This window comes from Nocardiopsis coralliicola, assembly GCF_054779695.1.
Genome location: NZ_BAAGXT010000014.1, coordinates 13,233 through 37,173, shown reverse-complemented (window position 1 = coordinate 37,173; position 23,941 = coordinate 13,233). Strand labels below are relative to the sequence as shown.

The window sequence follows — 23,941 nt, the reverse complement described above, 5'->3', positions numbered from 1 at the left end:
CCGCTGTCCGCCTATCCAGTCCGCACGCTCGCCGCGGCGCTCCGCCGCGACCCGCACGAGCCTGCCCGCCCGCGCCGCGGGAGACAACCCGCGACATGGAAGCGGTCAGCGGCCGCCGTCGCCCGCGCTCCCGCCCTCCGCCGCCCCCGGCCCTTCAGCGGCCGCGTCCTCGGCCACGCGGTGCACGTCCCGGAGCGTGCGCACCGCGGCGGGCATCAGCGCCAGGAGCACCGCGAACACGGGGAGCGGGGCGTAGTGGATCCACCCCGGGTCGCCGGTCGCCAGCAGCACCCACAGGTTCGCGCCCAGAGCGAGCACGAACACACCGCTCCCCCACCAAGCGAACGCGGTCGGCGAGTGCGCGCGCCCGCCCCCGGAGGCTGTCCGGCGCGCGAGGTGCACGACGACCCGGTCCGTCTCCGGGTCATCGGAGCGCGCGCCGCGGGCGAGCAGCCGCCGCGCGGCGATCACCCGGTCGGGGCCGGTGCCGGGCGGCAGCGGCCCGGGCGCGGTCCGCCGGATCCGCCTCCGCGCCGCCGCCCAGGACACCGCGGCGAAGCAGACACCGCCGGCCAGCCCGCTCACCCAGGGCACCCACCACGGGCCGCCGGCCCGGTCCGGCCCGGCCGCAGCGACCAGGGCCATGGCCACAGCGAACAGCGCCCCGCCGAGGACGGCACCGGCAGCGCTGGCCCGCTGCGGCTGCTGCTGGCTCCGGAGCTGCATCCGCACCCACCGGCGGTGGAACTCAGAGGGGGATGGTGGTTTCATGGCGCGGCTCTACCCGCGGCGGCACCGGTGATGCGGCCGGGTGCGGTCAGCGCGCGATGTCGCCGGCGGCGATCCCGAAGTCCATGGGGAAGGGCACGGCAGCCGCCAAGCGGCCGTGGTGGATCCCCACCGCGACGTACTGCCCGGTGGCGGGCTCGCGTTCGAAGGTGTAGACGGCAGCGCCGCCGTCCGCGGAACGCTCCACCCGCCAGAAATGCGGGATTCCCGCCTCCGCGTAGATCCGCGGCTTCCAGCGGCGGTCCCGCAGCAGGGTTTCGGGTTCGGACACTTTGACGGCGAGCAGCACGTCTTCGGCGTAGTAGTAGCGGTCCGGTTCGAGCCGGTGATACGAGGCGACAGTAACCGTGACAACGTCGGGCACCGGCATCTGCCGCCGCCCGGGTGCGAGCGCCATCTGGTGCTGGGCCAGGTAGCGGGGCCGGCCGTGCTGCCGGAGCTGAGCGCTGAACAGGTCGACCGCCGTGGAGTGCCATGACGACTGCGCAGCTTGCACCACCAGTCACCCTCAGAGGCTAGACCTCAGGAACGGCTGGCGCAGGCGGATCGCGCCCGCCGCCGTCACGCGTCGTAGTCCACCGTCACGTGCGGGCTGGTGGGGCGGGACTGGCAGGTGAGGACGTAGCCGGCGGCGAGTTCGGCGGGCTCCAGGGCGAAGTTGCGGGGCATGTCGACGGTGCCCTCGCGCAGCAGGGCGCGGCAGGTGCCGCAGACGCCGCCGCGGCAGGCGTAGGGGGCGTCGGCGCGGGCGCGCAGGGCCGAGGTGAGGAGCGGGTCGTCCGGGTCGGCGGGGGCCTCGGTGGTGCGGCCGTCGAGGGTGAAGGTGAGGCCGGACGGCTCCGGCGGCGGGCCGCCGGCGCGGCGCGGCGGCGGGACGTCTTCGACGTGGAAGAGCTCGAAGTGCACCCGGTCGGCGGGCACGCCGCGGCCGGCGAGGTCGGTGCGGAACTCCTGCACCAGCTCGTAGGGGCCGCACAGGTACCAGTGCGCCGCGGCCGGGTCGGGCGCGGTGGCGCCCAGCAGCTCGGCGCGCTTCCCGCCGTCGATGCGGCCGCTGGTGAGGGGCGCGTCGCCGGTCTCCCGGCTGAGCACGTGCAGCAGTTGGAACCGGTCGGGGTAGGTGTCCTTCAGGTCGGCGAGCTCCTCGGCGAACATGACGTCGCGGGCCGAGCGGTTCGCGTACACCAGGGCGAAGGTGCTCTCCGGCTCGTCCCGCAGCACCGTGGCGACCAGCGACAGGACCGGCGTGATTCCGCTGCCCGCGGCGACCGCGACGTGCTGGCGGGCGGTGCCGCCGGCCGGCGGGGCGGTGAACCGGCCCAGCGGCGGCATCACGTCGAGCACGTCGCCGGCGCGCAGCTCCTCGGTGGCCCAGGTGGAGAAGGCCCCGCCGGGCAGCCGCTTCACCGCGATGCGCAGCGGCCCGTCGGGCGCCCGCGAGCAGACCGAGTAGTTGCGGCGCACCTCGCCGGCCGAGCCGGCGGCCTCGGGTGCCTCCCCTCCGCCGCCTCCCGCGCCGGCCGGCCGGCGCACCGTCACGTGCTGGCCGTGCACGAAGCGGAACTCCTCGGCGAGCTCCGCCGGGACCGCGAAGGTGATGGCGACGGCGTCGCCGGTGAGCGGCTCGACGGATGCCACCGCCAGCGGGTGGAACACGCCGCGGCGCCGCGGCCGGACGCGCTCGTCGGGGGTCGCGGTCATCTTCGCCTCTCTCCGGGGTGGTCTGGTCCGGGTACCCGCGGGCGGAGCTGCTCCGCGCGCTCCCGCCTCAGAACGGCTTCATGTGGTCGAACGGCTCCCGGCAGTCGCTGCAGACCCGCAGCGCCTTGCAGGCCGTGGACCCGAAGCGGCTGAGCTCGCGGGTGGCGAGCGACCCGCAGTTCGGGCAGCGCACGGAGAGCTGCACCGGTACGGCGCCGCCGCAGACCGGTGCCGCTCCGCTCGGCGGGGCGATGCCGCCGGCTTCGAGCTTGCGCCGCCCTTCGTCGGTGATCCACTCGGTCGACCAGGGCGGTGCCAGCACGGTGCGCACCTCGGCGCCGGGGTGGCCCTGTGCGGCGAGCCGGCCGCGGATGTCGGCGGCGATGGCCTCGACGGCCGGACAGCCCGAGTAGGTGGGCGTGATCTCGACGACGGTGCGGCCCTCCTCCTGCCGCACACCGCGCAGGATGCCGAGGTCCGCCACGGTGAGCATGGGCAGCTCCGGGTCGGGGACACCGGCGGCGATGCGCTCGGCCTCCCGCAGCGGGCCGCCCTGCTCGGCGGGTCCGCCCTGCGGGGCCGCCGCGGGCTGCTCGTCCGGGCCGCCGCTGCGGCCTGCGGGCGGGCGGGCCGCCGCGTGCCCTGGCGGGGTCACCACGATGCCTCCGGGTGGGAGCGCGGGATGTGCTGCATCTCGGCGAGGAGGCGGCCGAAGTGCTCGGTGTGCAGGCCCTGGCGGCCGCCGAGCCCGGCCGGCCCGGTGATCGGGGCCGCGTCGGGCCACGCCAGGCCGGCCTCGGTGAGGGTGGCGTCCAGGAACGCCGCCCACGCCGGGTGCAGGTCCGGCGGATCGGCACCGACACCGGCGGCGGCGACGGTGCGCGTGACGGCGTCGGAGGCGAACAGCTCGCCGCCGTAGGGCCAGACCGCCTCCAGCGCGGCCGCCATCCGGGCCGTGCTCTCTTCGGTTCCGTCGCCGAGCCGGATGGTCCAGCCGGCGGCGTGGTCCCGGTGGTAGGCGGCCTCCTTGACCCCCTTGCCGGCCACCCCGGCGAGGGTGGTGTCGGCCGATCCCGCCAGCGCCGAGAACAGCTCCACGGCGTAGGCGGAGAAGAGGAGCTGGCGCGCCACCGTGTGGGCGAAGTCGGTGTTGGGCAGCTCCACCAGGCGCACGTTGGTGAAGGCGCGCTCGTCCCGGTGGAACGCGAGGTCGTCCTCCGTGCGCAGCACACCGCTCAGCTGCTCCTCCAGCCGGCCCGCGTAGGTGAGCAGCGGCCGCGCCCAGCCGAGCTGGTCGAGTGCGATGTTGGCGAGTGCGACGTCCTCCTCCAGCTGCGGTCCGCGGGCGGTGAGCTCGGCCAGCCGCTGGGCGCTGATCAGGGCGTCGTCGCCGAGCCGGAGCGCGTAGGCCGCGGTGGCGGTGTCCAGCTCGGCCTCCGGCGAGGCGCGGTGGCCGCTCACAGGTGCTCCACCCCTTCGGGCACGGGGTAGAAGGTCGGGTGCCGGTAGACCTTGTCCTCGGCCGGGTCGAAGAACGGGCCCTTGTCGCCGGGCGCCGAGGCGCTGATGGCGGACGCCGGCACCACCCAGAGGCTGACGCCCTCCTGCCGCCGGGTGTAAAGGTCGCGCGCGTTGTGCAGCGCGTGCTCGGCGTCGGCGGCGCGCAGGCTGCCGACGTGCACGTGGGACAGGCCGCGGCGGGCCCGCACGAAGACCTCCCAGAGCGGCTGCCCGCCGGCCCGCTGCCCGTCCGCGGCGCTCGCGGCGCCACCGCCGTCGCCCATCGGTGTCCTCCTCGCTCGGTGCGGTGCCCGGTCGGGGTCAGCCGCGTGCGGCGCGCTTCGCGGCGTGCGCCCGGGCCGCTTCGCGCACCCACTCGCCCTCCGCGTGCGCGGTGCGGCGGTGCTCGATCCGCTCCCGGTTACAGGGACCATTCCCCTCCAGGACCTGCGTGAACTCGTCCCAGTCGGGTGCGCCGAAGTCGTAGTGGCCGCGTTGGGCGTTCCAGCGCAGACCGGGGTCGGGCAGGGTGAGCCCGAGCGCCTCCGCCTGGGGCACGACGATGTCGATGAAGCGCTGGCGGAGCTCGTCGTTGGAGAAGCGCTTGATCTTCCAGGCCATGGACTGCTCGGAGTGCTGCGACTCGGCGTCGGGCGGGCCGAACATCATCACCGAGGGCCAGTACCAGCGGTCGACGGCGTCCTGGGCCATGCTGCGCTGGGCCTCGGTGCCGCGGGCGAGGACGTGCAGGATGTCGAAGCCCTGCCGCTGGTGGAAGCTCTCCTCCTTGCAGATGCGCACCATGGCGCGCGCGTAGGGCCCGTAGGAGCAGCGGCACAGCGGCACCTGGTTGGTGATGGCGGCGCCGTCCACCAGCCAGCCGATGGCGCCGATGTCGGCCCAGGTCAGCGTGGGGTAGTTGAAGATCGAGGAGTAGCGCTGACGGCCGGCGTGCAGCAGGTCGAGGAGTTCGTCCCGGTCGGCTCCGAGGGTTTCGGCCGCGCTGTACAGGTACAGGCCGTGGCCGGCCTCGTCCTGCACCTTGGCGATGAGCACGGACTTGCGCTGCAGCGACGGTGCGCGGGTGATCCAGTTGCCCTCCGGCTGCATACCGATGATCTCGGAGTGGGCGTGCTGGGCGATCTGGCGGATCAGGGTCCTGCGGTACCGCTCGGGCATCCAGTCGCGCGGTTCGATGCGCTCGTCGGCCGCGATGAGCGCATCGAACCGGGCTTCGTCGGATTCGGCCGCCGAGGCCGGCGGCGGGGCGGGCGCTGCGGTCGTCATCGCGGGTCCCTCCGGGGCTGCGGGCACGGCGGCACCGAATACTGAACGTTCATTCAGAAACTACGCGCGGCCGGGCACCGGGTCAATGCCTGCGCCCCGCGCACCGGCCGCAGCGGCGCCGGGCAGCCCGCACCCCCCGGAGCCGCCCCTCTTGACAGCGCTGCCCCGGGTGGCCTTCCCTGCACCTGACCGATCGTTCGGCGATCAGCGGCCCGGCCCGGTCCGGCCACTGGAGAAGGGCGGCACCGTGCCCGACGCACCCCCACCCGCGACCACGGCCGGCGGTGTCCCGCGGCCCCGGCCGGAACGCACTGCGCGGCTCGGCCCGGCCCCCGACCCCGCGCTGCTCGACCCGGCGGAGCGGGCCACCCGGGCAGAGCTGGCCGGACTCCAGCTGGACCGGCTGCGCCGCACGGTCGGCGCCGCCTACCGCGGCCAGGAGTTCTACCGGCGCAAATGCGAGGCGGCCGGCGTGGGTCCGGAGGACCTGCGCAGCCTGGACGACCTGGCCCGCTTCCCCTTCACCACGAAGCAGGACCTGCGCGACGCCTCGCCCTACGGCGCCATCACCGTGCCGCACGGGCAGCTGCGGCGGCTGCACGCCTCGTCCGGCACCACCGGCCAGGCCACCGTCGCCGGCTACACGCAGGCCGACGTCGACGCGTGGTCGGACCTGGTGGCGCGGGCGATCCGCGCGGCCGGCGGGCGGGCCGGCGAGAAGGTGCACGTGGCCTACGGCTACGGCCTGTTCACCGGCGGGCTGGGCGCGCACTACGGCGCGGAGCGGCTGGGGTGCACCGCGATCCCGGTGTCGGGCGGGCAGACGGCCCGGCAGGTGCAGCTGATCCACGACCTGCAGCCGGACACGATCATGGTCACCCCGTCCTATCTGCTCACCATCGCCGACGCGTTCCGCGCCGCGGGCCTGGACCCGCGCCGCACGTCGCTGCGCACGGCGGTCTGCGGCGCGGAGCCGTGGACCGAGGACATGCGCGCCGAGATCGAGGACGTCTTCGACCTGCACGCCGTCGACATCTACGGCCTGTCCGAGGTGATGGGGCCGGGCGTGGCGAGCGAATGCGTGGAGGCGAAAGACGGGCCGCACATCTACGAGGACCACTTCCTGCCGGAGGCGGTCGACCCGGTCGACGGCGCGGCCGTACCGGACGGCGGCGAAGGCGAGCTCGTGCTCACCACGCTGGCCAAGGAAGCCATGCCGGTGGTGCGGTACCGCACCCGCGACCTGACCCGGCTGCTGCCCGGCACCGCGCGGCCCGCGTTCCGCCGGATGGCCCGGATCACCGGGCGCAGCGACGACATGATCGTGCTGCGCGGCGTGAACCTCTTCCCCACCCAGGTCGAGGAGCAGGTGCTGCGGATCGGCGCGCTCGCGCCGCACTTCCAGCTCGTGCTGCGCCGGCCGGAGCGGCTGGACGAGATGACGGTGCGCGTCGAATGCCGCCCGGGCGCCGGCGCCCGCGACCGCGCGGCGGCAGGGGCCGAGCTGGCCGCGGCCCTGCGCGAGCACATCGGCGTGGCGGCGGCGGTCGAGGTGCTCGATCCCGAGGCGCTGGAGCGCTCGGTCGGCAAGGTCCGGCGCACCATCGACGAACGCCCGAGGTGACCCGGCGCCGCCGGGGACGCCCCACCGCGACCGGACACCCGACCGCCCCGCGCGCTGTGGCATCGGCCACCTGTGCGGCGCGCCCGCCGCTCAGCGGGCTGCAGGCGTGCGGGCGCCGGTAGATTCGGCGACTATGCCACGTCCGACCGACCACTCCGAGCCGGCGCGGCGCCGCGCCGGCCGCCCCGGCCACGACGCCGGCTCCGTGCTGCGCACCGCCGTGCTCGTGTTCAACGAGCGCGGCTACGACGGCACCAGCATGGAGGACCTCGCCCGCGCCCTCGGGGTGACGAAGTCGGCGATCTACCACCACTTCTCCGGAAAGGCGGAGCTGCTCCGCTGCTCGCTGGACCGGGCGCTGGACGCGCTGTTCGCGGTGACCCGCGAGGAGGGCGCGCTGGCCGGACCTGCGGTCGACCGGCTGGAGTACGTGCTGCGCGGCAGCATCCGGGTCCTCGCCGAGGAGCTGCCGCACGTGACCCTGCTGCTGCGGGTGCGGGGCAATACCGAGATCGAGCGGCTGGCGCTGGAGCGGCGCCGCGCGTTCGACCGGTTCGTCGCCGACCTGGTCCGCCAGGGCGCGCGGGACGGCGCCATCCGCTCCGACGCCGACCCCGACGTGGCCGCGCGGCTCATCTTCGGCATGGTGAACTCCCTGGTCGAGTGGTACCGGCCGGACCGCGGCCTCTCCCCCGGCGACCTCGCCGACCAGCTCACCGCCGTCGCCTTCACCGGCCTGCGCACGCCCGCCTGACCAGGTCGGCGCCCGTCCCGGTGCCGCACCGGCGGTGCGCTGCGGCACCGTTCTCCCCGGCACCCGATGCAGGCGGTTGCGCCCCGCCGCGCGTCGGCCGCGCCACGGAGCGGCCGCATATCGCTACCGTGTGCAGCACCCCCCGTTGCAGGTCCCCAGTTCTGCGCAAGCGGTGGAGGTCGCGATGGCGGATCCGGCAGGCGGCGCTCGCCGCGCACGCCGGCTGCGCACGGCCGGGGTGCTGGGCATCCTGGCCGCCGTGCTGCTGGGCACCGCGCCCGGACCGGCCGCCGCGGACGCGCCGGGGCGAAGCGGCCAGGTCGTGCTGGTCGGTGTGCCCGGCCTGCTGTGGGAAGAGGTGTCGCAGCAGACGACGCCGCACCTGTGGGACCTCGCCGCGGACAGCGCCATCGGCAACATGTCGATCCGGACCGCGACCTCGCGGACCTGCCCGGTCGACGGGTGGCTGAGCGTCTCCGCGGGCGAGCGCGCGTTCAGCGAGCGCCAGCAGTACGCGATCTGCGAGCTGCCGGTCCCGCCCGAGCCCGCCGGCGGCGCGGGCGCCGTGGTCGCGGACACCGCGGACCACGTGGCGGTGAACGCGGCATCGCCCTATGCAGCACAGATCGGCCTGCTCGGCGACACCGTGCACGCGGCCGGCGGCAGCACACTGGCCGCCGGCCCGGGTGCCGCGCTGGCCGCTGCGGACTCCGCGGGGCGGGTCGACCGCTACGTCGCCGAACCGGAGCAGCTCGACCGCTCGGCGATGGCCGGCGCGGCGCTGACCGCCGCCGACCTGGACGCCCTCGCCGACCTCTACCTCGACCCTCCCACCGACCCGGAGGCATCCGGGAGCGACGACGAGCACGCCACCGCCAACGGCGCCGAGGAGCCCGAGCCCGACCCGGTCCAGCACTCCACCCGCCGGGAGGCGCTGGCCACCATCGACGCCCAAGTGCAGCACATCCGCAGCGAGCTGCCGGCCGGCGCGATGCTGGTGGTGGCGGGCGTTTCGGTGGAGGCGGGCCCCTCCCGGCTGAACGCCGCCCTGCTGCACGGCCCCTCCCCGGGCGGCCCCGGCGCATCCGCGGGGGCGGAGAGCGCAGCGGGCACCGGCCGGGTGGCGAGCGCGGCCGGCTACCTCACCTCCGAATCCACCCGCCGGGACGGGCTGGTCACGCTCACCGACACCACCACGACGCTGGTGCGGGAGATGGGGGCCGAACCGCCGCGCGCCATGGTCGGCAGGGCGTGGGCCACCGAGGAGCGGCCCCGCGACCTGCCCGGCGCGGTGGACGGCCTGTCCGAGGTGAACACGGCGGCCACCGTCGTCGACTCCCTCACTGCGGGCTTCTTCACCCTGCTGGTGGCACTGCAGATCCTCATCTACGCGGCCGCCGCCTACGCGGTGCACCGGTACGGCCGGCACGACCGCACCAAGCGCTCGCAGGTGCTCGGGGTGACCCGCGCCGTCGCGCTCGGCGCGGCCGCGGTGCCCGTCTCCAGCTACCTGGCGAACCTGGTGCCGTGGTGGTCGATGCCGATGCCGCAGGTGGCGCTGCCGCTGTGCGTGCTGCTGTTCGCGGCCGCGGTGGTGGCACTGGCGGTGGGCGGGCCCTGGCGGCGCACCGTACTGGGTCCGATGACGGTGGTCGCCGGAGTCACCACCGCGGTGCTGTTCGCCGACATGTGCACCGGCGCGCACCTGCAGCTCAACTCGCCGACCGGCTACACGCCGATCGTGGCGGGCCGCTTCTACGGGCTGGGCAACATCGCCTTCGCGGCCTTCGCCACCGGCATGCTCATGTTCGTCGCGGGCCTGGCGCACGCACTCATCAGCCGCGGGCGGCGGCGCAGCGCGGTGCTCTGGGCGGCCGGGATCGGGCTGGCGACGACGGTCGTCATCGGCACACCGGGGCTCGGCACCGACTTCGGCGGGCTCATCGCGATCGTGCCCGGCCTCACCGTAACCGTGCTGATGATCGCCGGGGCGCGGGTGACGCTGCTCCGCCTGGGCGGGGTGTGCCTCGCGGGCGCCGCCGTGCTGGCCCTGGTCTGCTACCTCGACTACCTGCGGCCGCAGGCGGAGCAGAGCCACTTCGGGCTCTTCGCCGAGCAGGTAGTGCGCGGCGAGGCGGGCGCCGTCGTCGCCCGCAAGCTCGGCGCGATGCTCGGCACGCTCGGCAACTGGCAGCTCACCCTGCTGGCGGCGTGCGCGCTGGTGTTCCTGTTCGCGGTGCTCAACAATCCGACCGACTGGCGGATGGGTGCGCTGCAGCGCACCTACGAGTACGCGCCGACGCTGCGGGCGGGCGTCACCGGGTCGCTGGTGACGGCGCTGGCGGGGTTCGCCGCCAACGACTCCGGCATCGCCATCCCGGCGATCGCGCTGACCGTGGCCGTGCCGCTCACCCTGTCGGCCGCCCTGTGGGTGCTGCAGCGGGACGGCGCGGAGCCGGCGTCCCGGTCCGGTCCCGGGCGCACGGTGCCCGGCGGGGGGCCGGGCACGGGCGGCACCGGAGCTGCGGGCTCCCCGGGCGGACCGGGCGGCGCGGGCGGCCCGGGCGCATGCGGCGGACCGGCGGACGGCCAGGCTCCCGGCGGCGCGGTGGACGGGGCGCGCCCCGCCACCTGAGCCCCGCCTCCGCGCCCCGCGGGGCGGAGCCCGGCGGGCCGTTCCGCGGCGCCGGCTTCCGAGTCCCCAACGCATTCCGTTCATGTCTCGATACGGCCACAGCCGTGTGGTATGGTCCATGCCGGACGCTTGTTTTAAGCTCCTTAACACTGCGGAACGCACTGCGCGGCAGGGGTTCTGCACCGAACCGGGGACCGCGAGCACCCGAACTCACGGCCACAGCAGTACCGCCCGCTGACCGCAGTGCAGCACTGCCGTGCAGCACCGGGCCGCATCGCCCGCGGCGCACGCGGGCAGCGGTCCGCCACGGCGGGCGCATCCGAGCCGGCGGTGCGTGACGCGCCCCGCCACGCACCGCCGACGTCCGCCCGCCCCGGCGTCGGGCCACTCCGTACGGCGACAAGCATGCACGTGCCGCGGCGCAGCGCGCCCGCACAGGGGGTAAGCCAGACCATGAGACAGCAGTCCCGCGACGACCGTGCGCCGGCGCGCCCGGCATCGGCGCGCCCTTCCGGCGGTCTCGGAGGCGAGATGCCCACCCTGAAGATCATCACCCGTGAGCACGACGACGGCTGCGTCCTCGCGCTCTCCGGTGAGATCGACATGGCCACCGAGCAGCGCTTCCACCGGGAGGTCCGGGAGGCCGTCGAGACGCGTCCGCACGGCCGCGTCGTCCTGGACTGCACCCAGCTGTCCTTCATCGACTCCAGTGGCCTGCGGGTGCTGATCCAGGCGCACAAGCTCGCCAAGGAGCATTACACCGCGGTGCTCATCGCGGCGCCGAACGACCGCGTCGCCCAGCTGCTCCGGGTCACCGCGATCGACACCCGCATCCCGGTGCTGCCGGGCGTGGCGGCGGCCCTCGCCGCCCCGGTCGACCCCCGGAGCTGACGCCCGCCGCGGCGCCGCCCGCGGGCCGCGCTTCCCGCCTCCCGCGCTACAGGCCCGCCGACGTCCACAGCAGCCACACGCCCAGTGCGAGCACGCCCAGGTTGATGGCGCCGAACACCATCACCCACACCGTGCCGGAGACGCCGGTGAGGCGGTGCAGCTGGTCGGCGTCGGAGTGCGAGGAGGGCTGGCGGCGGCGCTGCGACTGGAGCTCGAAGACCGGCCGCACGCTGGCGAACAGCATGAACCAGGTGAGGAAGTAGGCGAAGCCGGCCTGCACCTCTTCCGGGGTGAACCAGGACACGCCGAACATCAGCGCGCCGGTGGCCACCACCGAGATCACGCCGTAGACGTTGCGGATCAGCAGCAGCATCGCGGCGAGCAGCACGATCGAGATCCACAGCGACGCGGTGATGCGGCTGTTGAGCAGCAGGAAGACGCCGAAGAGCCCGACGAAGGCCGGCGCGATGTAGCCGGCGAAGACGGTGAGCACCATGCCGATGCCGTCCGGCCGCCCGCGGGACACGGTGACGCCGGAGGTGTCGGAGTGCAGCCGGATGCCGGTGAGCTGGCGCCCGCTCAGCAGCGCGACGACCGCGTGCCCTCCCTCGTGCGCGATGGTGACGATGTTGCGCGCGATCCGCCAGGCGCCGCCGGCCCCGACCACCGCGAGGGCCGCGACGGCGGTGGCGATGACCAGCCACAGCGGCGGCGCACTCTGGGTCGAGAAGACCTGGTCCACCACCTGCTCGAAGGAATTGCCCTCCATAGCCCGCTTCCCGTCGCTGCGATGCTCCGTGCCCCAGGAAGCGTAGGCCATCGCGCGCCCCGGCCGCACCGGCCGGCCGCACCGCTTCCGGCCCGCCGCCCCCTCCCGGTGGGCTTCCGGAAGGCCACCGGGAGGGGGCGCCCGCAGGGCCCTGCGCGCATTGGACCGACGGGCCGGCGCCGCCGGGCGGGGCCCTCCCGGCGGCCGCCGAGCCGGTCAGTCGTCGTCGGTGTCGGTGCCGGTGCTGCCGGAGCGGATCTCCACCGAGCCGCTGACGCTCTCGGCGGTGATCCGGGCGTCGGCACCGGGGGTGTCGGGGACGTCGGACTCGACCGAGCCGCTGGTGCTCCCCGCGCTGACCGTGTAGGCGCCGCCGGGGACACGCAGCTCCAGCGAACCGGAGGTGCTGTGTGCGGACAGCTGGCCGAACGGCCGTGCGGCCGCCACCTCGACCGCCCCCGAGGTGGACTCGACGACCGCCTGGTCGAAGCCGCCCTCGACGCTGACCTCGCCGGAGGTGCTGGTGGCCTCGATCTCGTCGAGGTCGAGGCCGGTGGCCTCGATCTCGCCGGAGACGGTGTTCAGTGCGAGCCGGCCGCCCGCGGCCCCCTCCACCTCGATCCCGCCGGAGACGGTGGACAGCTCGGCGGCACCGGTGAGGCCGCGCGCCTCCACCTCTCCGGAGGTGGAGTGGGCCCGCACCCCGGCGGCGCCTTCGACGGCCACCTCCCCGCTCCGCGCCTCGACGTCGACCTCGGTGCCGGCCGGCACCTGGACCGCGTAGTCCACCGCGCAGCCGTCCAGGATTCCGGTGCAGGCCGCCTCGGCGAGCAGCGCGCTGCCGCTCTGGGTCAGCGCGTCGTCCACATCGGCGGCGAGGGAGCGGCTCCGCTCCGCCACCACCGAGACCTCGTCGGCGCCCTCCGGGGCGGCTACCACCCGGATGTCGCCGCCGGTCTCGTTGCGCACCTCCACGCGCTCGACGCCGGCGAACGACTCCCGCCGGTCGTCCAGGTCGGCGCGGACCCCGTCGGCCACGCCGACCACGGCGATCAGCACCGCGACGGCCCCGACGAACGCGCCCAGCCACAGCCAGCGGATCCGCCGCCGCGGCGGCTCCTTGCTCGATCGGGCGTAGAGCCCCCGGGCGGTGAACGTCATGCTCCTGCCTCCTTCCGCGGCGCCGTGGCCGCTCGCCGGGGCGCTTGGGCCCGCTCCTGGTGCCGCACCCGCTGCTGCAGCGTCATGCCGGTGCCTCCGTTCCGCGCAGGTATTCCAGGACCGCGCGGACCCGGCGGTGGTCGTAGTCGTCGTGGCCGAGGTCGAGCTTGGTGAAGATCGACCGGATGTGCTTCTCCACTGCGCGCTCGGTGATCACCAGGCGCGCGGCGATGCCCGCGTTGTTGAGGCCCTCCGCCATCGCCGCGAGCACCTCGGACTCCCGCGGGCTGAGCCGGTCGACGGCGCTGCCGCCGCTGCGGCTGAGCAGCTGGGCGACGACCTCGGGGTCGATGGCCGCGCCGCCGCCGGCGACCCGGCGGAGCGCGACCAGGAACTCGTCGATGTCGGCGACCCGGTCCTTGAGCAGGTAGCCGACCCTGTCCGAGCCGCCGCCGAGGAGTTCGGCGGCGTAGCGGCTCACCACGTGCTGGGAGAGCAGCAGCACCGCGATACCGGGGTGGGCGCGGCGGATCCGGATAGCGGCGTCCATGCCCTCCTCGGAGTAGCCCGGCGGCATCCGGATGTCGACCAGGCACAGGTCGACGCCGGGGTCGCGCTCCACTTCCGCCAGCAGGGCCTCGGCGTCGCCCACCGCGGCGGCGATCTCGATGCCCTCCTCTTCCAGCAGCTTCACCATGCCGCTGCGCAGCAGCACCGAGTCCTCGGCGATGATGATCCGCATCGCTATGCCTCCCAGGGGATGTCAGCGGTGAGGACGGTCCCTTCGCCCTCAGGACTGTGCACGCGCAGGGTTCCGTCCACGGCCTCGACGCGGTCGGTGAGGCCGTGCAGCCCGGTGCCGCGGTCGGGGTCGGCGCCGCCGCCACCGTCGTCGGCCACTTCGAGCCGGAGCACGTCGCCGGCGCCGGTGCGCAGCCGGTGCGCCGAGATCCGGGCGCGGCCGGCCGCTGCGTGCTTGGCGATGTTGGTGAGCGCCTCGCTGGCGACGTAGTAGGCGACGCCCTCGGCCCGCGGCGAGGGGCGTTCGGGCAGGTCCGCGTCGACGCGGACCGGCAGCGGCGACCGGCCGGCCGCGACCGGCAGGGCGGCGGGCAGCCCGTGGTCGGTCAGCACCTTCGGGTGCAGGCCGCGGGCGACGTCGCGCAGCTCGTCCATCACCGACCGGGCTTCGCGCTGGGCCTGCTCGACGAGGGTGCGCGCCTGGTCCGGATCGCGGTCGAAGGTGGCGCGGGCCCGGGTGAGGGTCAGAGTGACGGCGAGCAGGCTCTGCTGTGCGCCGTCGTGCAGGTCGCGTTCGATGCGGCGGCGCTCGGCCTCGGCGGCGTCCACCATCCGGGACCGGCTGTCCTGCAGGTGCGCGAGGCGGCGCCGGGCCCGGACCTCGGGGGCGTCGAAGAGCAGGCGGCGGGCGACCGCGACCTCCAGGGTGACCAGCGACGGCGCGATCCACAGGCCCACTGCGCCGCCGACCGCCCCGAGCGCGAGCTGGAGGAGCTGCTGGCTGGGCGCCGCCGCAGTGGTCCCGGAGAGCCCGATGGCGCCGCCGAGGAGCATGAGCACCAGGCCGAGGGCGGCGCCGAGCGCGTTGACCAGGAGGAACAGCGCGAGCGCTCCGGCGATGAGAGCCTGCACGCCGGCGATGGTGGAGTAGAGCAGTGCTGACCAGGCGCCGGGCCCGATAACGAGGTCGACGGCGCGGCCGACCGGGGTGCGCGGCCGCAGCGGGTCGGGCGGCGTGGACTCGACCATGCCGAAGGTGTCGCTGAGCCGGGCGCGCTGGATCCGGCAGCAGAGCCGGGCCAGCAGCGTCGACCCGAGCAGCAGGCCCAGGGCGAGGGCGACCTGTCCGGGCAGCAGGCCCTTGGCGGTGTCCTGCAGGCCGATCCAGGGGCCGAACAGCGGCAGCACCAGCGCAATCACGGCGACCGCGATCATCACCGCGGGCATGCAGAACACGATGGCCAGGGCGACCGAGGTGAGCAGGTCGAGCAGCGCGGTGACGCGCGCGCCCCAGCCGATCCGCGCCGTCAGGGCCGCGCCGGCGGCGCGGAGGCCGACGGTGTCCGCCATGGTGGCCTCCCGCCTCCACTCGTTCCCATCCCACGGGTCGGCCGCGGCCCGCCCCGGCGCACCCGGGTCCCGCCGGTCCCCGCGCCGCGGCGTCCGGGCGCCGGCCCCTGGTCCTGCGACCGTTCTCCAACCTACGGCGGCGGCCCCCGCCGCACCATGGCGAAGACACGTGACCTGGGGGTAGTGCCAGCACGCACCGGCCCGGCGGCGTCCCGTGCGCCCCGCTCACCCCGCCCGGCGGCCCGCTGCGCGGGCGGCGGCTCGGCGGGTGGTGCGATCGCCCAGCAAAATCCCGGAAACGGGTCGCATCTGCATGCCATCAACCTATTCCCTCCTGGTATCTGCGGACGGTAGATTGCCCGCCATGCCGACGTTCCGGATCAGCGAAGTGGCGGCGCTCGCCGGGGTCAGCCCGGATACGGCGCGCCGGTGGGTGGACGCGGGCCGGCTGCCCGCCGAGCGCGACGAGCACGGGCACCGCCGGGTGGTAGGTGCCGACCTGGCCGCGTTCCTGCGCACCGACGCCGACGACCCCGCGCGCCGCACCGTCTCGGCGCGCAACCGGCTGCGCGGCCTAGTGACCGATGTCCGCCGCGGCGACGTCATGGCCCAAGTGGAGATGCAGGCCGGTCCGCACCGGCTGGTCTCGCTGATGAGCCGGGAGGCCGCCGACGAGCTCGGCCTGGACGTCGGTTCGGCCGTCACCGCGGTCGTGAAGTCGACCAATGTGATCGTGGAGAGCGACACGCAGAGAGGCATCCGCCATGACTGACCGACGGCGCCGCGCCGGCGGCTCCCCCGCCCGCCGCCCCCGGTCCGCTCCGCGCAGCGGGGCCCGGCCTGCCGCCGCGGCCGGGGCCGCCGCACTGCTGCTGGTATCCGCCTCCTGCTCGCCGGGCGGCGGAGCGGGCGGAGGCGGTGCGGGCCCGACGCTGACGGTGTTCGCGGCGGCGTCGCTGACCGGGGTGTTCGAAGGGCTCGCCGCGGACTTCGAGGAGGAGACCGGTGCGCGGGTCGAGTTCTCCTTCGCCGGCAGCTCCGACCTGGCGCGCCAGATCACCGACGGCGCCCCCGCCGACGTCTTCGCCTCGGCCGATACCGCCACCATGGACCAGGCGGTGGACTCCGGCTCGGTCGCGGGCGAACCGGAGACGTTCGCGCGCAACATCCTGCAGATCGCCGTTCCGCCGGACAACCCGGCCGGCATCGAGGACTTCGGCGACCTCGCCGAGGACGGCACGGCGGTCGCGGTCTGCGCCGAGGAGGTGCCGTGCGGCGCCGCGGCCCGGGAGCTGATGGGCGCCACCGGGGTGCAGGTGCAGGCCGCCACCGAGGAGGAGGACGTCAAGGCCGCGCTGACCAAGGCGTCGCTCGGCGAGGTCGATGCCGCCCTCGTCTACGCCACCGATGTGAACGCGGCCGGCGGCGACGTCGAGGGCATCGGCATCGACGGCGCCGAAGAGGCGGCCAACGACTATCCGATCGCGCCGCTCGCCTCCGCCGCCGACGCGGAGCTCGCCGAGCGGTGGGTGCAGCTGGTCCTCTCCGAGACCGGCCAGGACGCCCTGGCCGAGGCCGGGTTCCTCCCGGCCGGATCGGCATGACGGGAGCCCCTCCCGACCAGCGCGCCCCCGGCCCCGGCGGCGCCGGAGCCGTCCCGGCGGCCGGCCGGGCAGCCCGCGGCGTCCGGCGCGGCCGGACGCCGTGGGCGCTGCTCGTCCCGGCCCTGGCCGGGCTGGCATTCCTGGTGCTGCCGTTCGCGGGGCTGCTGGCGAGCACACCGTGGACCCGGCTCGTGCCGCTGCTCACCGCACCGGAGGTGCGCGGGGCGCTGCTGCTGTCGCTGACCACGGCGACCGCCGCGACGGCCGTGTCGGTCCTCTTCGGGGTGCCGCTGGCCTGGCTGATCGCGCGCACCGAGTTCCGCGGCCGGCGCCTGGTCCGGGCGCTGGTCACGGTGCCGCTGGTGATCCCGCCGGTGGTCGGCGGGGTTGCGCTGCTGCTGGTGCTGGGCCGCAGCGGCCTGCTGGGCCGGTACGTGTTCGAGTGGACCGGCTTCTCCCTGCCGTTCACCACTGCCGCGGTGGTGGTGGCGCAGGTGTTCGTGGCGATGCCGTTCCTGGTGATCAGTGTGGAGGGCGCACTGCGCGGCGCGGACCGGCGCTACGAGGAGGCCGCGGCGACGCTCGGCGCGACCCGGTGGACGGCGTTCCGGCGGGTCACGCTGCCGATGGTCGCCCCCGGCGTGGTGGCCGGCGCGGTGCTGGCGTGGGCGCGGGCACTCGGCGAGTTCGGTGCCACGATCACCTTCGCCGGCAACTTCCCGGGGACGACGCAGACGATGCCGCTCGCCGTCTACCTGGCCATGCAGAACAGCCCGGAGCAGGCGATCGTGCTCTCTCTGGTCCTGCTGCTGGTGTCGCTGGCGATCCTGGCAGGGCTGCGGGACCGCTGGGTGGGCACGCCGTGACCCCCGGCGCGGAGCGCGGGCCGGTGCCTCCGGACCCGCCCGGGGGCTCAGGCGCGGCGGCGGCCGGGGGACGGCGCGCTGGCATGGGGCCGGACGAGCGGAGCGGGGGAACGGCGGTGCAGGAGGTACAGCGCGCGGACGGCGGCGGCCCGGTCCTGGACGCCCGGCTGCGGATGGAGCGCGGCGGATTCCTCCTGGACGCGCACGTCACTGCCGGTCCGGGCGAAGTGGTGGCGCTGCTCGGCCCCAACGGTGCGGGCAAGTCCACTGCGCTGCGCGGGCTGGCAGGGCTGCACCCGCTGTCCGGCGGGGGCGTCGTGCTGGACGGCCGGGACATCTCCGGCGACCCGGTGGAGCGGCGGCCGATCGGCGTCGTCTTCCAGGACTACCTGCTGTTCGGGCACCTGAGCGCGGTGGAGAACGTCGCCTTCGGCCTGCGCTGCCGCGGGGTGCCGCGGCAGGAGGCGCGCGACCGGGCGGCCGAACTCCTGGCCGGGATGGGGCTGGGCGGGTTCCTGCAGTCCCGGCCGGGGCGGCTGTCCGGTGGGCAGGCGCAGCGGGTCGCGCTGGCCCGCGCGCTGGCGGTGCGGCCGCGGCTACTGCTGCTCGACGAGCCGCTCGCCGCACTGGACGCGCACACCCGGGTGGACGTGCGCGCCGCGCTCCGCCGCCGCCTGGAGGAGTTCGACGGCGCCGCGGTGCTGGTCACCCACGACCCGCTGGAGGCGATGGTGCTCGCCGACTCGGTCACCGTGCTCGAGGGCGGCCGGGTCGTCCAGCAGGGGGCACCGTCCGACGTGGCGCGGCGGCCGCGCACCGAGTACGTGGCCCGGCTGGTCGGGCTCAACCTCTACCGCGGTGAGCGCAGCGGCACCCGCGTCGACCTGGAGAGCGGGGCCGGCTTGGAGACGGCCGAGCGCGGCTCCGGTCCGGTGTTCGCGGCCTTCCCGCCGCGCGCGGTGGCGCTGTACCGCGCGGCGCCGGGCGGCACGCCGCGCAACGCCTGGGAGCTCACCGTGGCGGGGGTGGAGCGCTTCGGCGACCAGGTGCGGGTCCGGTTGGACGGCGCGGTGCCGCTCAGCGCCGACATCACCGCGGCCGCGCTCGCCGAGCTCGGCCCCCGGCCGGGCGACCGGCTGTGGGCGGCGGTGAAGGCGTCCGAGGTGGAGTGCTATCCGGCGTGAGGCGCGCCGCGGCGCGGCGGCCCGGGGGACGGCGCGGGGGCCCGCACGGCAGCGGGGCAGCCGTTGCGCTGAGGCCCGCACTATCCCCGGTGCTCCTCCTCCGCGAGGGAGCGGAAGCGCAGCAGCGAGTCCTCGATCGCTCGGGCGTTGCGCCCCGGGATGCCGAGCACGATGAACGCCCACGCCATCGGGAACGGCACGAGCGAGTAGTCGAAGGTCTCGGTGACGCGGGTGCGGCCGTCCTCCTCCGGTTCGAACGTCCACCCCCAGCGGTGCGGGCCGGCGGTGCGCCAGGCGATGTGCCGGCCCTCTTCGAACTCGACGACGCGGTTGCCCATCCGGTAGGGCACGCCGAGCCGCATGCTCATCCCGAACTCGGACCCCATCGCGAGGCGGCCGGAGCCGCTCTCGCTGCCGCGGACGGTCCCCGAGCCGTCGAAGTCGGCGTGGCGCGCAGGGTCGGCGACGAGCGCGAACAGCCGCTCCGCGGGCGCGTCGACCACGATGCTGCGGGAGACTCTCTTCTCTGCCATGGCCGCATTCTGCCACCAGCGCTGTCCCGGCTGTCCCGCGCCCGGCCCGGGGCCGGGAGGTCAGCCGGTGGCGGAGTGGCGCTCGATCGCGGCGAGCGTGCGGCCGGGGCCGAGGTGCAGCACCCAGAAGTCGCCCTTGCGCAGGCTGGGCTGCTGGGTGGCCGGGGCGCCGAGCAGGCCGAGCAGGTGCCGCAGCAGGGTGGGGATGAGCTCCCCGTGCGTGCACACCAGCACCGGCCGGCCCGCGTCGAGCAGGCGGCCGGCCTCGGAGGCCGCGCCGGCCGGGTCGACCGATGACGGGTCTCCCTGTAACCCGGCGGTCAGCGCGTTGGCCGTGCGGACCTCGGCGGCGTTCCCGACGGCGTAGGGCAGCACGGTCTCGGTGCAGCGGGCGGCGGCGGAGGTGACGACCCGCATCGGGGCGAACGCGGCGAGCACGCCGGCGAGCCGCTGGGCGTCCTCGCGGCCCTGGGCGTCGAGCGGCCGGAGCAGGTCGCTGCCGGTCCAGCCGCGCTTGTCGCCCGCCGACGTGTGCCGCAGCAGGACGAGCGGCACGGTGTCCAGCGGGCCGGAGACGAGGGTGTCGAGGACCGCCACGTCGTGGTCGTAGGTGAGCCGCTCGCGGGCCTCGGCCGGGCTCAGCCACGCCACCCCGTCGACCTCGTCGCCCGGGATGAACCCGGTCTCGGCACCGGCGCGCGCCGCCCACCAGTCGACGAGTTTGGGCCAGCCGTCGCGGAGGTAGCGCTGCGGCGGGAGCCGGCGGCCGAGGACCGGGCGCACCCCGGCCTCCTCCTCGGTCTCCCGGACCGCGGCGGTGACCAGGTGCTCACCGCCCTTCACCTTGCCCTTGGGCAGGCTCCAGTCGTCCCTGCTGGGCCGGTGGACGAGAGCGATGTGCACGCCGCCTCCGGGCGCGGGCCGCCACACGACGGCCCCGGCCGAGCGGATGGGCTCCATGTAGCCGGCCGGTGCGGTGTCCCGCGGCGGCCAGGCGCTGGCGACGGCCGCCCGGTGGAACGGGTAGTCGGGCACCTCGGGTGCGCCGTGCCCGGTGCGGGGCCGGGTATTGGGGGGTCGGTTCTCGTCCACCATCGCTCCCTCGGTTCGGTGCGCCTGGCCGGCGCGCCTGCTGCGCGGTCCGGTACCGCGCTCCTGCCCTCCCCTGTTCCTGCCCGGTACTCGGCCGCTGCCGCACGCCGCGGCGGTCCCTGTTGGCGGGTGCAGGTCCGGGCCCGGGACCGGTCAGGTGGGGCTGCGGTCCTTGCGCAGCACCCGCTGCAGGTCGGCCAGCGGCTCCCCGTCCTCGCCGCGCGTGTGCCGGGTCCAGGAGCCGTCGGAGCGCAGGTGCCAGGAGGAGGTGCCGTCGCCGGTGCCCCGGTCCAGCAGGTCGATGAGGCGGCGGCGCTGCGCGGCGTCGGTGATCCGGACCAGCGCCTCGACCCGGCGGTCGAGGTTGCGCGGCATGAGGTCGGCGCTGCCGATCCACACGTCGGGCTCGCCGCCGTTCTCGAAGGCGAACACCCGGGAGTGCTCCAGGAACCGCCCGAGGATGCTGCGCACGCGCACCGTCTCGGAGAGCCCCGGCAGGCCCGGGCGGAGCACGCAGCTGCCGCGGACCCACAGGTCGACGGGCACTCCGGCCTGGGAGGCCCGGTACAGGGCATCGATGATCTCCTCGTCGACCAGCGAGTTCACCTTGATCCGGATGTGCGCGGGCCGGCCCTCGGCGGCCGCGCGCGCCTCGGCCCCGATCCGCTCGGTGAGCCGGGGGCGCAGTCCGTCGGGCGCGACGAGCAGGCGCCGGTAGTCGACCTTGCGGGAGAACCCGGTGAGCCGGTTGAACAGGTCGGACAGGTCCTCGCCGACGTCGAGGTCGGCGCTGAAGAGGCCGAAGTCCTCGTAGACGCGGGCGGTGGAGGGGTTGTAGTTGCCGGTCCCGACGTGGCAGTAGCGGCGCAGCCCGCCGTCCTCTTCGCGGCGCACCACGAGGGCGATCTTGCAGTGCGTCTTGAGGCCGACGATGCCGTAGACGACGTGCGCGCCGGCCTCCTCCAGCTTGCGCGCCCAGGCGATGTTGTTCTGCTCGTCGAAGCGCGCCTTGATCTCGACGAGGACGACGACCTCCTTGCCGGCCCGGGCCGCCTCCATCAGCGCCTCGACGACCGGCGAGTCGCCGCTGGTGCGGTAGAGGGTCAGCTTGATGGCGAGTACCCGGGGGTCGGCGGCGGCGCGCGCGAGGAACCGCTCGGTGGTGGCGGTGAACGCTTCGTAGGGGTGGTGCACGAGGATGTCGCGATCGGCCACCGAGCGGAGCAGGTCGCCGCGCTCCAGGCCGGACGGCTCCACCGGCACCATCGGGGAGAAGCACAGCTCGGACCGGTCGAGGTCGGCGATGCGCGCCAGGCCGGCGAGGTTGAGCGGACCGGGCAGCCGGTAGACCTCCTCCGGCTCGGCGCCCAGCTCGCGGCGGAGGATGTCCAGCACTTCGGGGGTGATGCTGTCCTCGACCTCCAGGCGCACCAGCGGCCCGAACCGGCGGCGCAGCAGCTCCTTCTCCAGCAACTGCACGAGGTCGTCGGTCTCGTCCTCGTCGACTTCCAGGTCGGCGTTGCGGGTGACGCGGAACGCGTGGTGCTCCAGCACGTCCATGCCGGAGAACAGCTGCGGGAGGTGGGCGGCGATGACGTCCTCGACCGGAACGAACGCCGCTTCGGCGTCGCCGAGGCTGCCGTCGCCGAGGCGCACGAAGCGGGGCAGCGCGGAGGGCACCTTGATGCGGGCGAAGGCGGTGCGGCCGTTGCGCGGGTCCCGGACGGTGACGGCGAGGTTGAGCGAGCGGCCGGAGATGTAGGGGAAGGGGTGGGCCGGGTCGACCGCGAACGGGGTCAGCACCGGGTAGGCGCTGCCGCGGAAGAAGAGCTGCATGCGCTCGCGGTCCTCGGGGCCGAGGTCGTCCCAGCGGACGATGCGGATGCCGGCCTCGCCCAGAGCGGGTGCGATGCTGCCGTGGAAGGCCCCGGCGTGCCGCAGCATGAGCTCGTGGCTCACCTCGGAGATGCGCTCCAGCAGCTCGCGGGGCTGGTGGCCGCTGGCGGTGGCGACCGCGATGCCGGTGGCCAGGCGCCGCTTCAGGCCGGCCACCCGGACCATGAAGAACTCGTCCAGGTTGGAGGCGAAGATCGACAGGTAGCGGACGCGTTCGAGGAGCGGCACGGAGCGGTCTTCGGCGAGCTCGAGCACGCGCTCGTTGAACCGCAGCCAGCCCTCTTCGCGGTCGAGGAAGCGGCCCTCGGGGAGCTGCTCCGCCCGCTGCTGGGGACCTTCGGCCATTGTCGCGCCCTTCCCCGCCCCGCCGGCGCAGCACTGCCCGCAGCGCGCCATCGACATCGGACACGCAGGGCGACCGATGGATCACCCTCCGCCGGCCTTCCATTGTTGCCCACCGAAACAACGCCACAAAAGCGACACGGAGAACTAAAGCCATAACTCTGAATGAACGGCGGCACACCGGATTCCCGGGCTCTTCGGGCTGCCACGCACCACCGCGGCGCGGGGCCCGGCCGGGGCCGTCGGGGGCCGACAGGGGTCAGCCGGACAGCGAGGTCAGGTTCTCCGACACCACGGGCAGCGAGGCGACGGTGACGGTGATCCCCTGCTGGAGCAGGGTCACCCAGAGGTTGCGGTAGCGCGACCAGACGTAGGCGCCCAGGAGCGCCCCCGCCCCGAGGGCGGCCAGCGCCTCCGCCCCCCGGCCGATCGCCTCCTCCGGCGCAAAGGCGATCCCGACCAGGGAGAACAGCGGATAGATGGTGCCCATCGCCAGGACGGCGGGCCAGCGCCCGAAAAGCACCTCCAGCCGCGTCTGCAGCAGCACCGCGAAGAAGTACACCTCAATGAAGACGCCGAACAGGAACGCAGCGGCGAGCACCAGGAACACCGTCTGGTCGGCGGGCAGGCCGCCGGGCATCGCGATCGTCGGCGTCCACGGCACCGCGAACAGGACCGGGACCAGGAAGGCGACCGGCAGCCCGCCCCACCGCCAGCGCTCGCTGACGCGCAGGCCGAAGCCCGCGACGTCGGGGCCGTGCCAGTCGCGCATGATGCCGGTGCGGCCGACCAGCAGCGCGGGAAGGAGCAGCAGGAAGATGATCTTGGCGGCGTAGTAGGCGATCGGGGCGCCCCCGACCGTGGCCGCCCCGACCAGGTCGAGGAGGCGGTCGAACAGCACGTCGGAACCGGCGAAGGCGGCAAGGCACACCGCCAGGGCGACGACTTCCGCGGTCAGCGTGTGGCCGGCGAGCGCCCGCATGAGGCGGCGCCGCATGTCGGCCTCCGGCGTACGCGGCGGGCAGCAGCGCACCAGCAGGAAGCCGGCGCCGGTACAGGCCCACAGCACGGCCAGACCCGGAGCTTCGCGGCCGGAGTAGTGCACGGCGACGGCAGCACAGATCAGCAGCGCCGCCGCCGCGAAGACGGCGCGGCCGGCTCTCGGATAGGCGGTGTCCCCGGGCGCGGGGACCGGAGTCGACGGCATGTCACCCTCCGTCGG

At 75.2% G+C, this 23,941-nt stretch carries 23 protein-coding genes; 8 read left to right on the top strand and 15 right to left on the bottom strand.

The annotated features are described in order from the left end of the window. Positions 1–105 precede the first annotated feature (105 nt). The 7 genes from ACYVGT_RS12665 to paaA form a co-directional block, all read right to left on the bottom strand. On the bottom strand, positions 106–771 hold the full coding sequence (locus ACYVGT_RS12665; protein ID WP_460857483.1) for a hypothetical protein: 666 nt from the start codon (positions 769–771) through the stop codon (positions 106–108). A 46-nt stretch (positions 772–817) separates the two neighbouring features. After that, complete coding sequence (locus ACYVGT_RS12660) at positions 818–1,288, bottom strand: Uma2 family endonuclease (protein ID WP_460857481.1); 471 nt, start codon at positions 1,286–1,288, stop codon at positions 818–820. Positions 1,289–1,350: 62 nt separating this feature from the next. Then, entirely contained in the window at positions 1,351–2,490 is a 1,140-nt protein-coding gene (gene paaE / locus ACYVGT_RS12655) for a 1,2-phenylacetyl-CoA epoxidase subunit PaaE (RefSeq protein WP_460857479.1), read from the bottom strand. A gap of 67 nt (positions 2,491–2,557) precedes the next feature. Then, complete coding sequence (gene paaD / locus ACYVGT_RS12650; RefSeq protein WP_460857655.1) at positions 2,558–3,034, bottom strand: 1,2-phenylacetyl-CoA epoxidase subunit PaaD; 477 nt, start codon at positions 3,032–3,034, stop codon at positions 2,558–2,560. Between the two features lie 107 nt (positions 3,035–3,141). Then, positions 3,142–3,951 carry a 1,2-phenylacetyl-CoA epoxidase subunit PaaC gene (gene paaC / locus ACYVGT_RS12645; RefSeq protein WP_460857476.1) on the bottom strand — a complete coding sequence of 270 codons (810 nt, stop codon included), beginning with the start codon at positions 3,949–3,951 and terminating at the stop codon, positions 3,142–3,144. Next, on the bottom strand, positions 3,948–4,274 hold the full coding sequence (gene paaB / locus ACYVGT_RS12640; RefSeq protein ID WP_460857474.1) for a 1,2-phenylacetyl-CoA epoxidase subunit PaaB: 327 nt from the start codon (positions 4,272–4,274) through the stop codon (positions 3,948–3,950). The genes paaC and paaB overlap by 4 nt, the downstream gene beginning before the upstream one ends. Positions 4,275–4,311: 37 nt before the next feature. Next, entirely contained in the window at positions 4,312–5,277 is a 966-nt protein-coding gene (gene paaA / locus ACYVGT_RS12635; protein WP_460857472.1) for a 1,2-phenylacetyl-CoA epoxidase subunit PaaA, read from the bottom strand. Between the two features lie 247 nt (positions 5,278–5,524). Here paaA and ACYVGT_RS12630 point away from each other — a divergent pair, with 247 nt between their 5' ends. The 4 genes from ACYVGT_RS12630 (at position 5,525) to ACYVGT_RS12615 (ending at position 11,181) form a co-directional block, all read left to right on the top strand. Then, on the top strand, positions 5,525–6,901 hold the full coding sequence (locus tag ACYVGT_RS12630) for an AMP-binding protein (protein WP_460857470.1): 1,377 nt from the start codon (positions 5,525–5,527) through the stop codon (positions 6,899–6,901). 133 nt (positions 6,902–7,034) lie between these two features. Next, positions 7,035–7,655 (top strand): TetR/AcrR family transcriptional regulator, encoded by a 621-nt coding sequence (locus tag ACYVGT_RS12625; RefSeq protein WP_460857468.1) that lies wholly within the window; start codon positions 7,035–7,037, stop codon positions 7,653–7,655. A gap of 184 nt (positions 7,656–7,839) precedes the next feature. Continuing rightward, the gene (locus tag ACYVGT_RS12620) at positions 7,840–10,290 is read left to right on the top strand and encodes a hypothetical protein (RefSeq protein ID WP_460857466.1); all 2,451 of its coding nucleotides are present in this window, start codon (positions 7,840–7,842) and stop codon (positions 10,288–10,290) included. 531 nt (positions 10,291–10,821) lie between these two features. After that, complete coding sequence (locus tag ACYVGT_RS12615) at positions 10,822–11,181, top strand: STAS domain-containing protein (RefSeq protein WP_460857463.1); 360 nt, start codon at positions 10,822–10,824, stop codon at positions 11,179–11,181. Between the two features lie 46 nt (positions 11,182–11,227). On the opposite strand, the gene ACYVGT_RS12610 is transcribed toward ACYVGT_RS12615, so the two are convergent. The 4 genes from ACYVGT_RS12610 to ACYVGT_RS12595 form a co-directional block, all read right to left on the bottom strand. Next, complete coding sequence (locus ACYVGT_RS12610) at positions 11,228–11,950, bottom strand: M50 family metallopeptidase (protein ID WP_460857462.1); 723 nt, start codon at positions 11,948–11,950, stop codon at positions 11,228–11,230. A gap of 216 nt (positions 11,951–12,166) precedes the next feature. Further along, positions 12,167–13,111 carry a DUF4097 family beta strand repeat-containing protein gene (locus ACYVGT_RS12605; protein WP_460857460.1) on the bottom strand — a complete coding sequence of 315 codons (945 nt, stop codon included), beginning with the start codon at positions 13,109–13,111 and terminating at the stop codon, positions 12,167–12,169. A gap of 82 nt (positions 13,112–13,193) precedes the next feature. Then, entirely contained in the window at positions 13,194–13,853 is a 660-nt protein-coding gene (locus tag ACYVGT_RS12600; RefSeq protein ID WP_460857457.1) for a response regulator transcription factor, read from the bottom strand. A 2-nt stretch (positions 13,854–13,855) separates the two neighbouring features. After that, positions 13,856–15,202: a sensor histidine kinase gene (locus ACYVGT_RS12595; RefSeq protein ID WP_460857455.1), complete on the bottom strand. Its 1,347-nt coding sequence runs from the start codon at positions 15,200–15,202 to the stop codon at positions 13,856–13,858. A 364-nt stretch (positions 15,203–15,566) separates the two neighbouring features. On the opposite strand from ACYVGT_RS12595, the gene ACYVGT_RS12590 reads away from it, so the two are divergent. The 4 genes from ACYVGT_RS12590 (at position 15,567) to ACYVGT_RS12575 (ending at position 18,856) form a co-directional block, all read left to right on the top strand. Further along, complete coding sequence (locus tag ACYVGT_RS12590; protein ID WP_460857453.1) at positions 15,567–15,974, top strand: TOBE domain-containing protein; 408 nt, start codon at positions 15,567–15,569, stop codon at positions 15,972–15,974. After that, on the top strand, positions 15,967–16,806 hold the full coding sequence (gene modA, locus ACYVGT_RS12585; RefSeq protein WP_460857451.1) for a molybdate ABC transporter substrate-binding protein: 840 nt from the start codon (positions 15,967–15,969) through the stop codon (positions 16,804–16,806). Before ACYVGT_RS12590 ends, modA begins: the two co-directional genes overlap by 8 nt. Then, entirely contained in the window at positions 16,803–17,672 is an 870-nt protein-coding gene (locus ACYVGT_RS12580; protein ID WP_460857449.1) for an ABC transporter permease, read from the top strand. The genes modA and ACYVGT_RS12580 overlap by 4 nt, the downstream gene beginning before the upstream one ends. Positions 17,673–17,845: 173 nt before the next feature. Beyond that, positions 17,846–18,856: an ABC transporter ATP-binding protein gene (locus ACYVGT_RS12575; protein ID WP_460857651.1), complete on the top strand. Its 1,011-nt coding sequence runs from the start codon at positions 17,846–17,848 to the stop codon at positions 18,854–18,856. Positions 18,857–18,936: 80 nt separating this feature from the next. Here ACYVGT_RS12575 and ACYVGT_RS12570 read toward each other — a convergent pair whose 3' ends face one another. The 4 genes from ACYVGT_RS12570 to ACYVGT_RS12555 form a co-directional block, all read right to left on the bottom strand. Further along, on the bottom strand, positions 18,937–19,389 hold the full coding sequence (locus ACYVGT_RS12570) for an SRPBCC family protein (protein WP_460857446.1): 453 nt from the start codon (positions 19,387–19,389) through the stop codon (positions 18,937–18,939). 60 nt (positions 19,390–19,449) lie between these two features. Next, the gene (locus tag ACYVGT_RS12565; RefSeq protein WP_460857444.1) at positions 19,450–20,481 is read right to left on the bottom strand and encodes an NUDIX hydrolase; all 1,032 of its coding nucleotides are present in this window, start codon (positions 20,479–20,481) and stop codon (positions 19,450–19,452) included. A gap of 153 nt (positions 20,482–20,634) precedes the next feature. Beyond that, the gene (locus tag ACYVGT_RS12560) at positions 20,635–22,722 is read right to left on the bottom strand and encodes an RNA degradosome polyphosphate kinase (RefSeq protein ID WP_460857442.1); all 2,088 of its coding nucleotides are present in this window, start codon (positions 22,720–22,722) and stop codon (positions 20,635–20,637) included. Positions 22,723–22,978: 256 nt separating this feature from the next. After that, a complete protein-coding gene (locus ACYVGT_RS12555; RefSeq protein WP_460857440.1) occupies positions 22,979–23,926 on the bottom strand; it encodes a CAAX protease family protein in 948 nt (315 codons plus the stop codon). Between the last annotated feature and the right edge of the window lie 15 nt (positions 23,927–23,941).

Bases quoted from the DNA above. Each gene is read 5' to 3' on its own strand.
- ACYVGT_RS12665 (WP_460857483.1), bottom strand. From the start codon at position 771: ATGAAACCACCATCCCCCTCTGAGTTCCACCGCCGGTGGGTGCGGATG.
- paaE (WP_460857479.1), bottom strand. From the start codon at position 2,490: ATGACCGCGACCCCCGACGAGCGCGTCCGGCCGCGGCGCCGCGGCGTG.
- paaB (WP_460857474.1), bottom strand. From the start codon at position 4,274: ATGGGCGACGGCGGTGGCGCCGCGAGCGCCGCGGACGGGCAGCGGGCC.
- paaA (WP_460857472.1), bottom strand. From the start codon at position 5,277: ATGACGACCGCAGCGCCCGCCCCGCCGCCGGCCTCGGCGGCCGAATCC.
- ACYVGT_RS12625 (WP_460857468.1), top strand. From the start codon at position 7,035: ATGCCACGTCCGACCGACCACTCCGAGCCGGCGCGGCGCCGCGCCGGC.
- ACYVGT_RS12620 (WP_460857466.1), top strand. From the start codon at position 7,840: ATGGCGGATCCGGCAGGCGGCGCTCGCCGCGCACGCCGGCTGCGCACG.
- ACYVGT_RS12615 (WP_460857463.1), top strand. From the start codon at position 10,822: ATGCCCACCCTGAAGATCATCACCCGTGAGCACGACGACGGCTGCGTC.
- ACYVGT_RS12610 (WP_460857462.1), bottom strand. From the start codon at position 11,950: ATGGAGGGCAATTCCTTCGAGCAGGTGGTGGACCAGGTCTTCTCGACC.
- ACYVGT_RS12605 (WP_460857460.1), bottom strand. From the start codon at position 13,111: ATGACGTTCACCGCCCGGGGGCTCTACGCCCGATCGAGCAAGGAGCCG.
- ACYVGT_RS12600 (WP_460857457.1), bottom strand. From the start codon at position 13,853: ATGCGGATCATCATCGCCGAGGACTCGGTGCTGCTGCGCAGCGGCATG.
- ACYVGT_RS12595 (WP_460857455.1), bottom strand. From the start codon at position 15,202: ATGGCGGACACCGTCGGCCTCCGCGCCGCCGGCGCGGCCCTGACGGCG.
- ACYVGT_RS12590 (WP_460857453.1), top strand. From the start codon at position 15,567: ATGCCGACGTTCCGGATCAGCGAAGTGGCGGCGCTCGCCGGGGTCAGC.
- modA (WP_460857451.1), top strand. From the start codon at position 15,967: ATGACTGACCGACGGCGCCGCGCCGGCGGCTCCCCCGCCCGCCGCCCC.
- ACYVGT_RS12580 (WP_460857449.1), top strand. From the start codon at position 16,803: ATGACGGGAGCCCCTCCCGACCAGCGCGCCCCCGGCCCCGGCGGCGCC.
- ACYVGT_RS12575 (WP_460857651.1), top strand. From the start codon at position 17,846: ATGGAGCGCGGCGGATTCCTCCTGGACGCGCACGTCACTGCCGGTCCG.
- ACYVGT_RS12570 (WP_460857446.1), bottom strand. From the start codon at position 19,389: ATGGCAGAGAAGAGAGTCTCCCGCAGCATCGTGGTCGACGCGCCCGCG.
- ACYVGT_RS12560 (WP_460857442.1), bottom strand. From the start codon at position 22,722: ATGGCCGAAGGTCCCCAGCAGCGGGCGGAGCAGCTCCCCGAGGGCCGC.
- ACYVGT_RS12555 (WP_460857440.1), bottom strand. From the start codon at position 23,926: ATGCCGTCGACTCCGGTCCCCGCGCCCGGGGACACCGCCTATCCGAGA.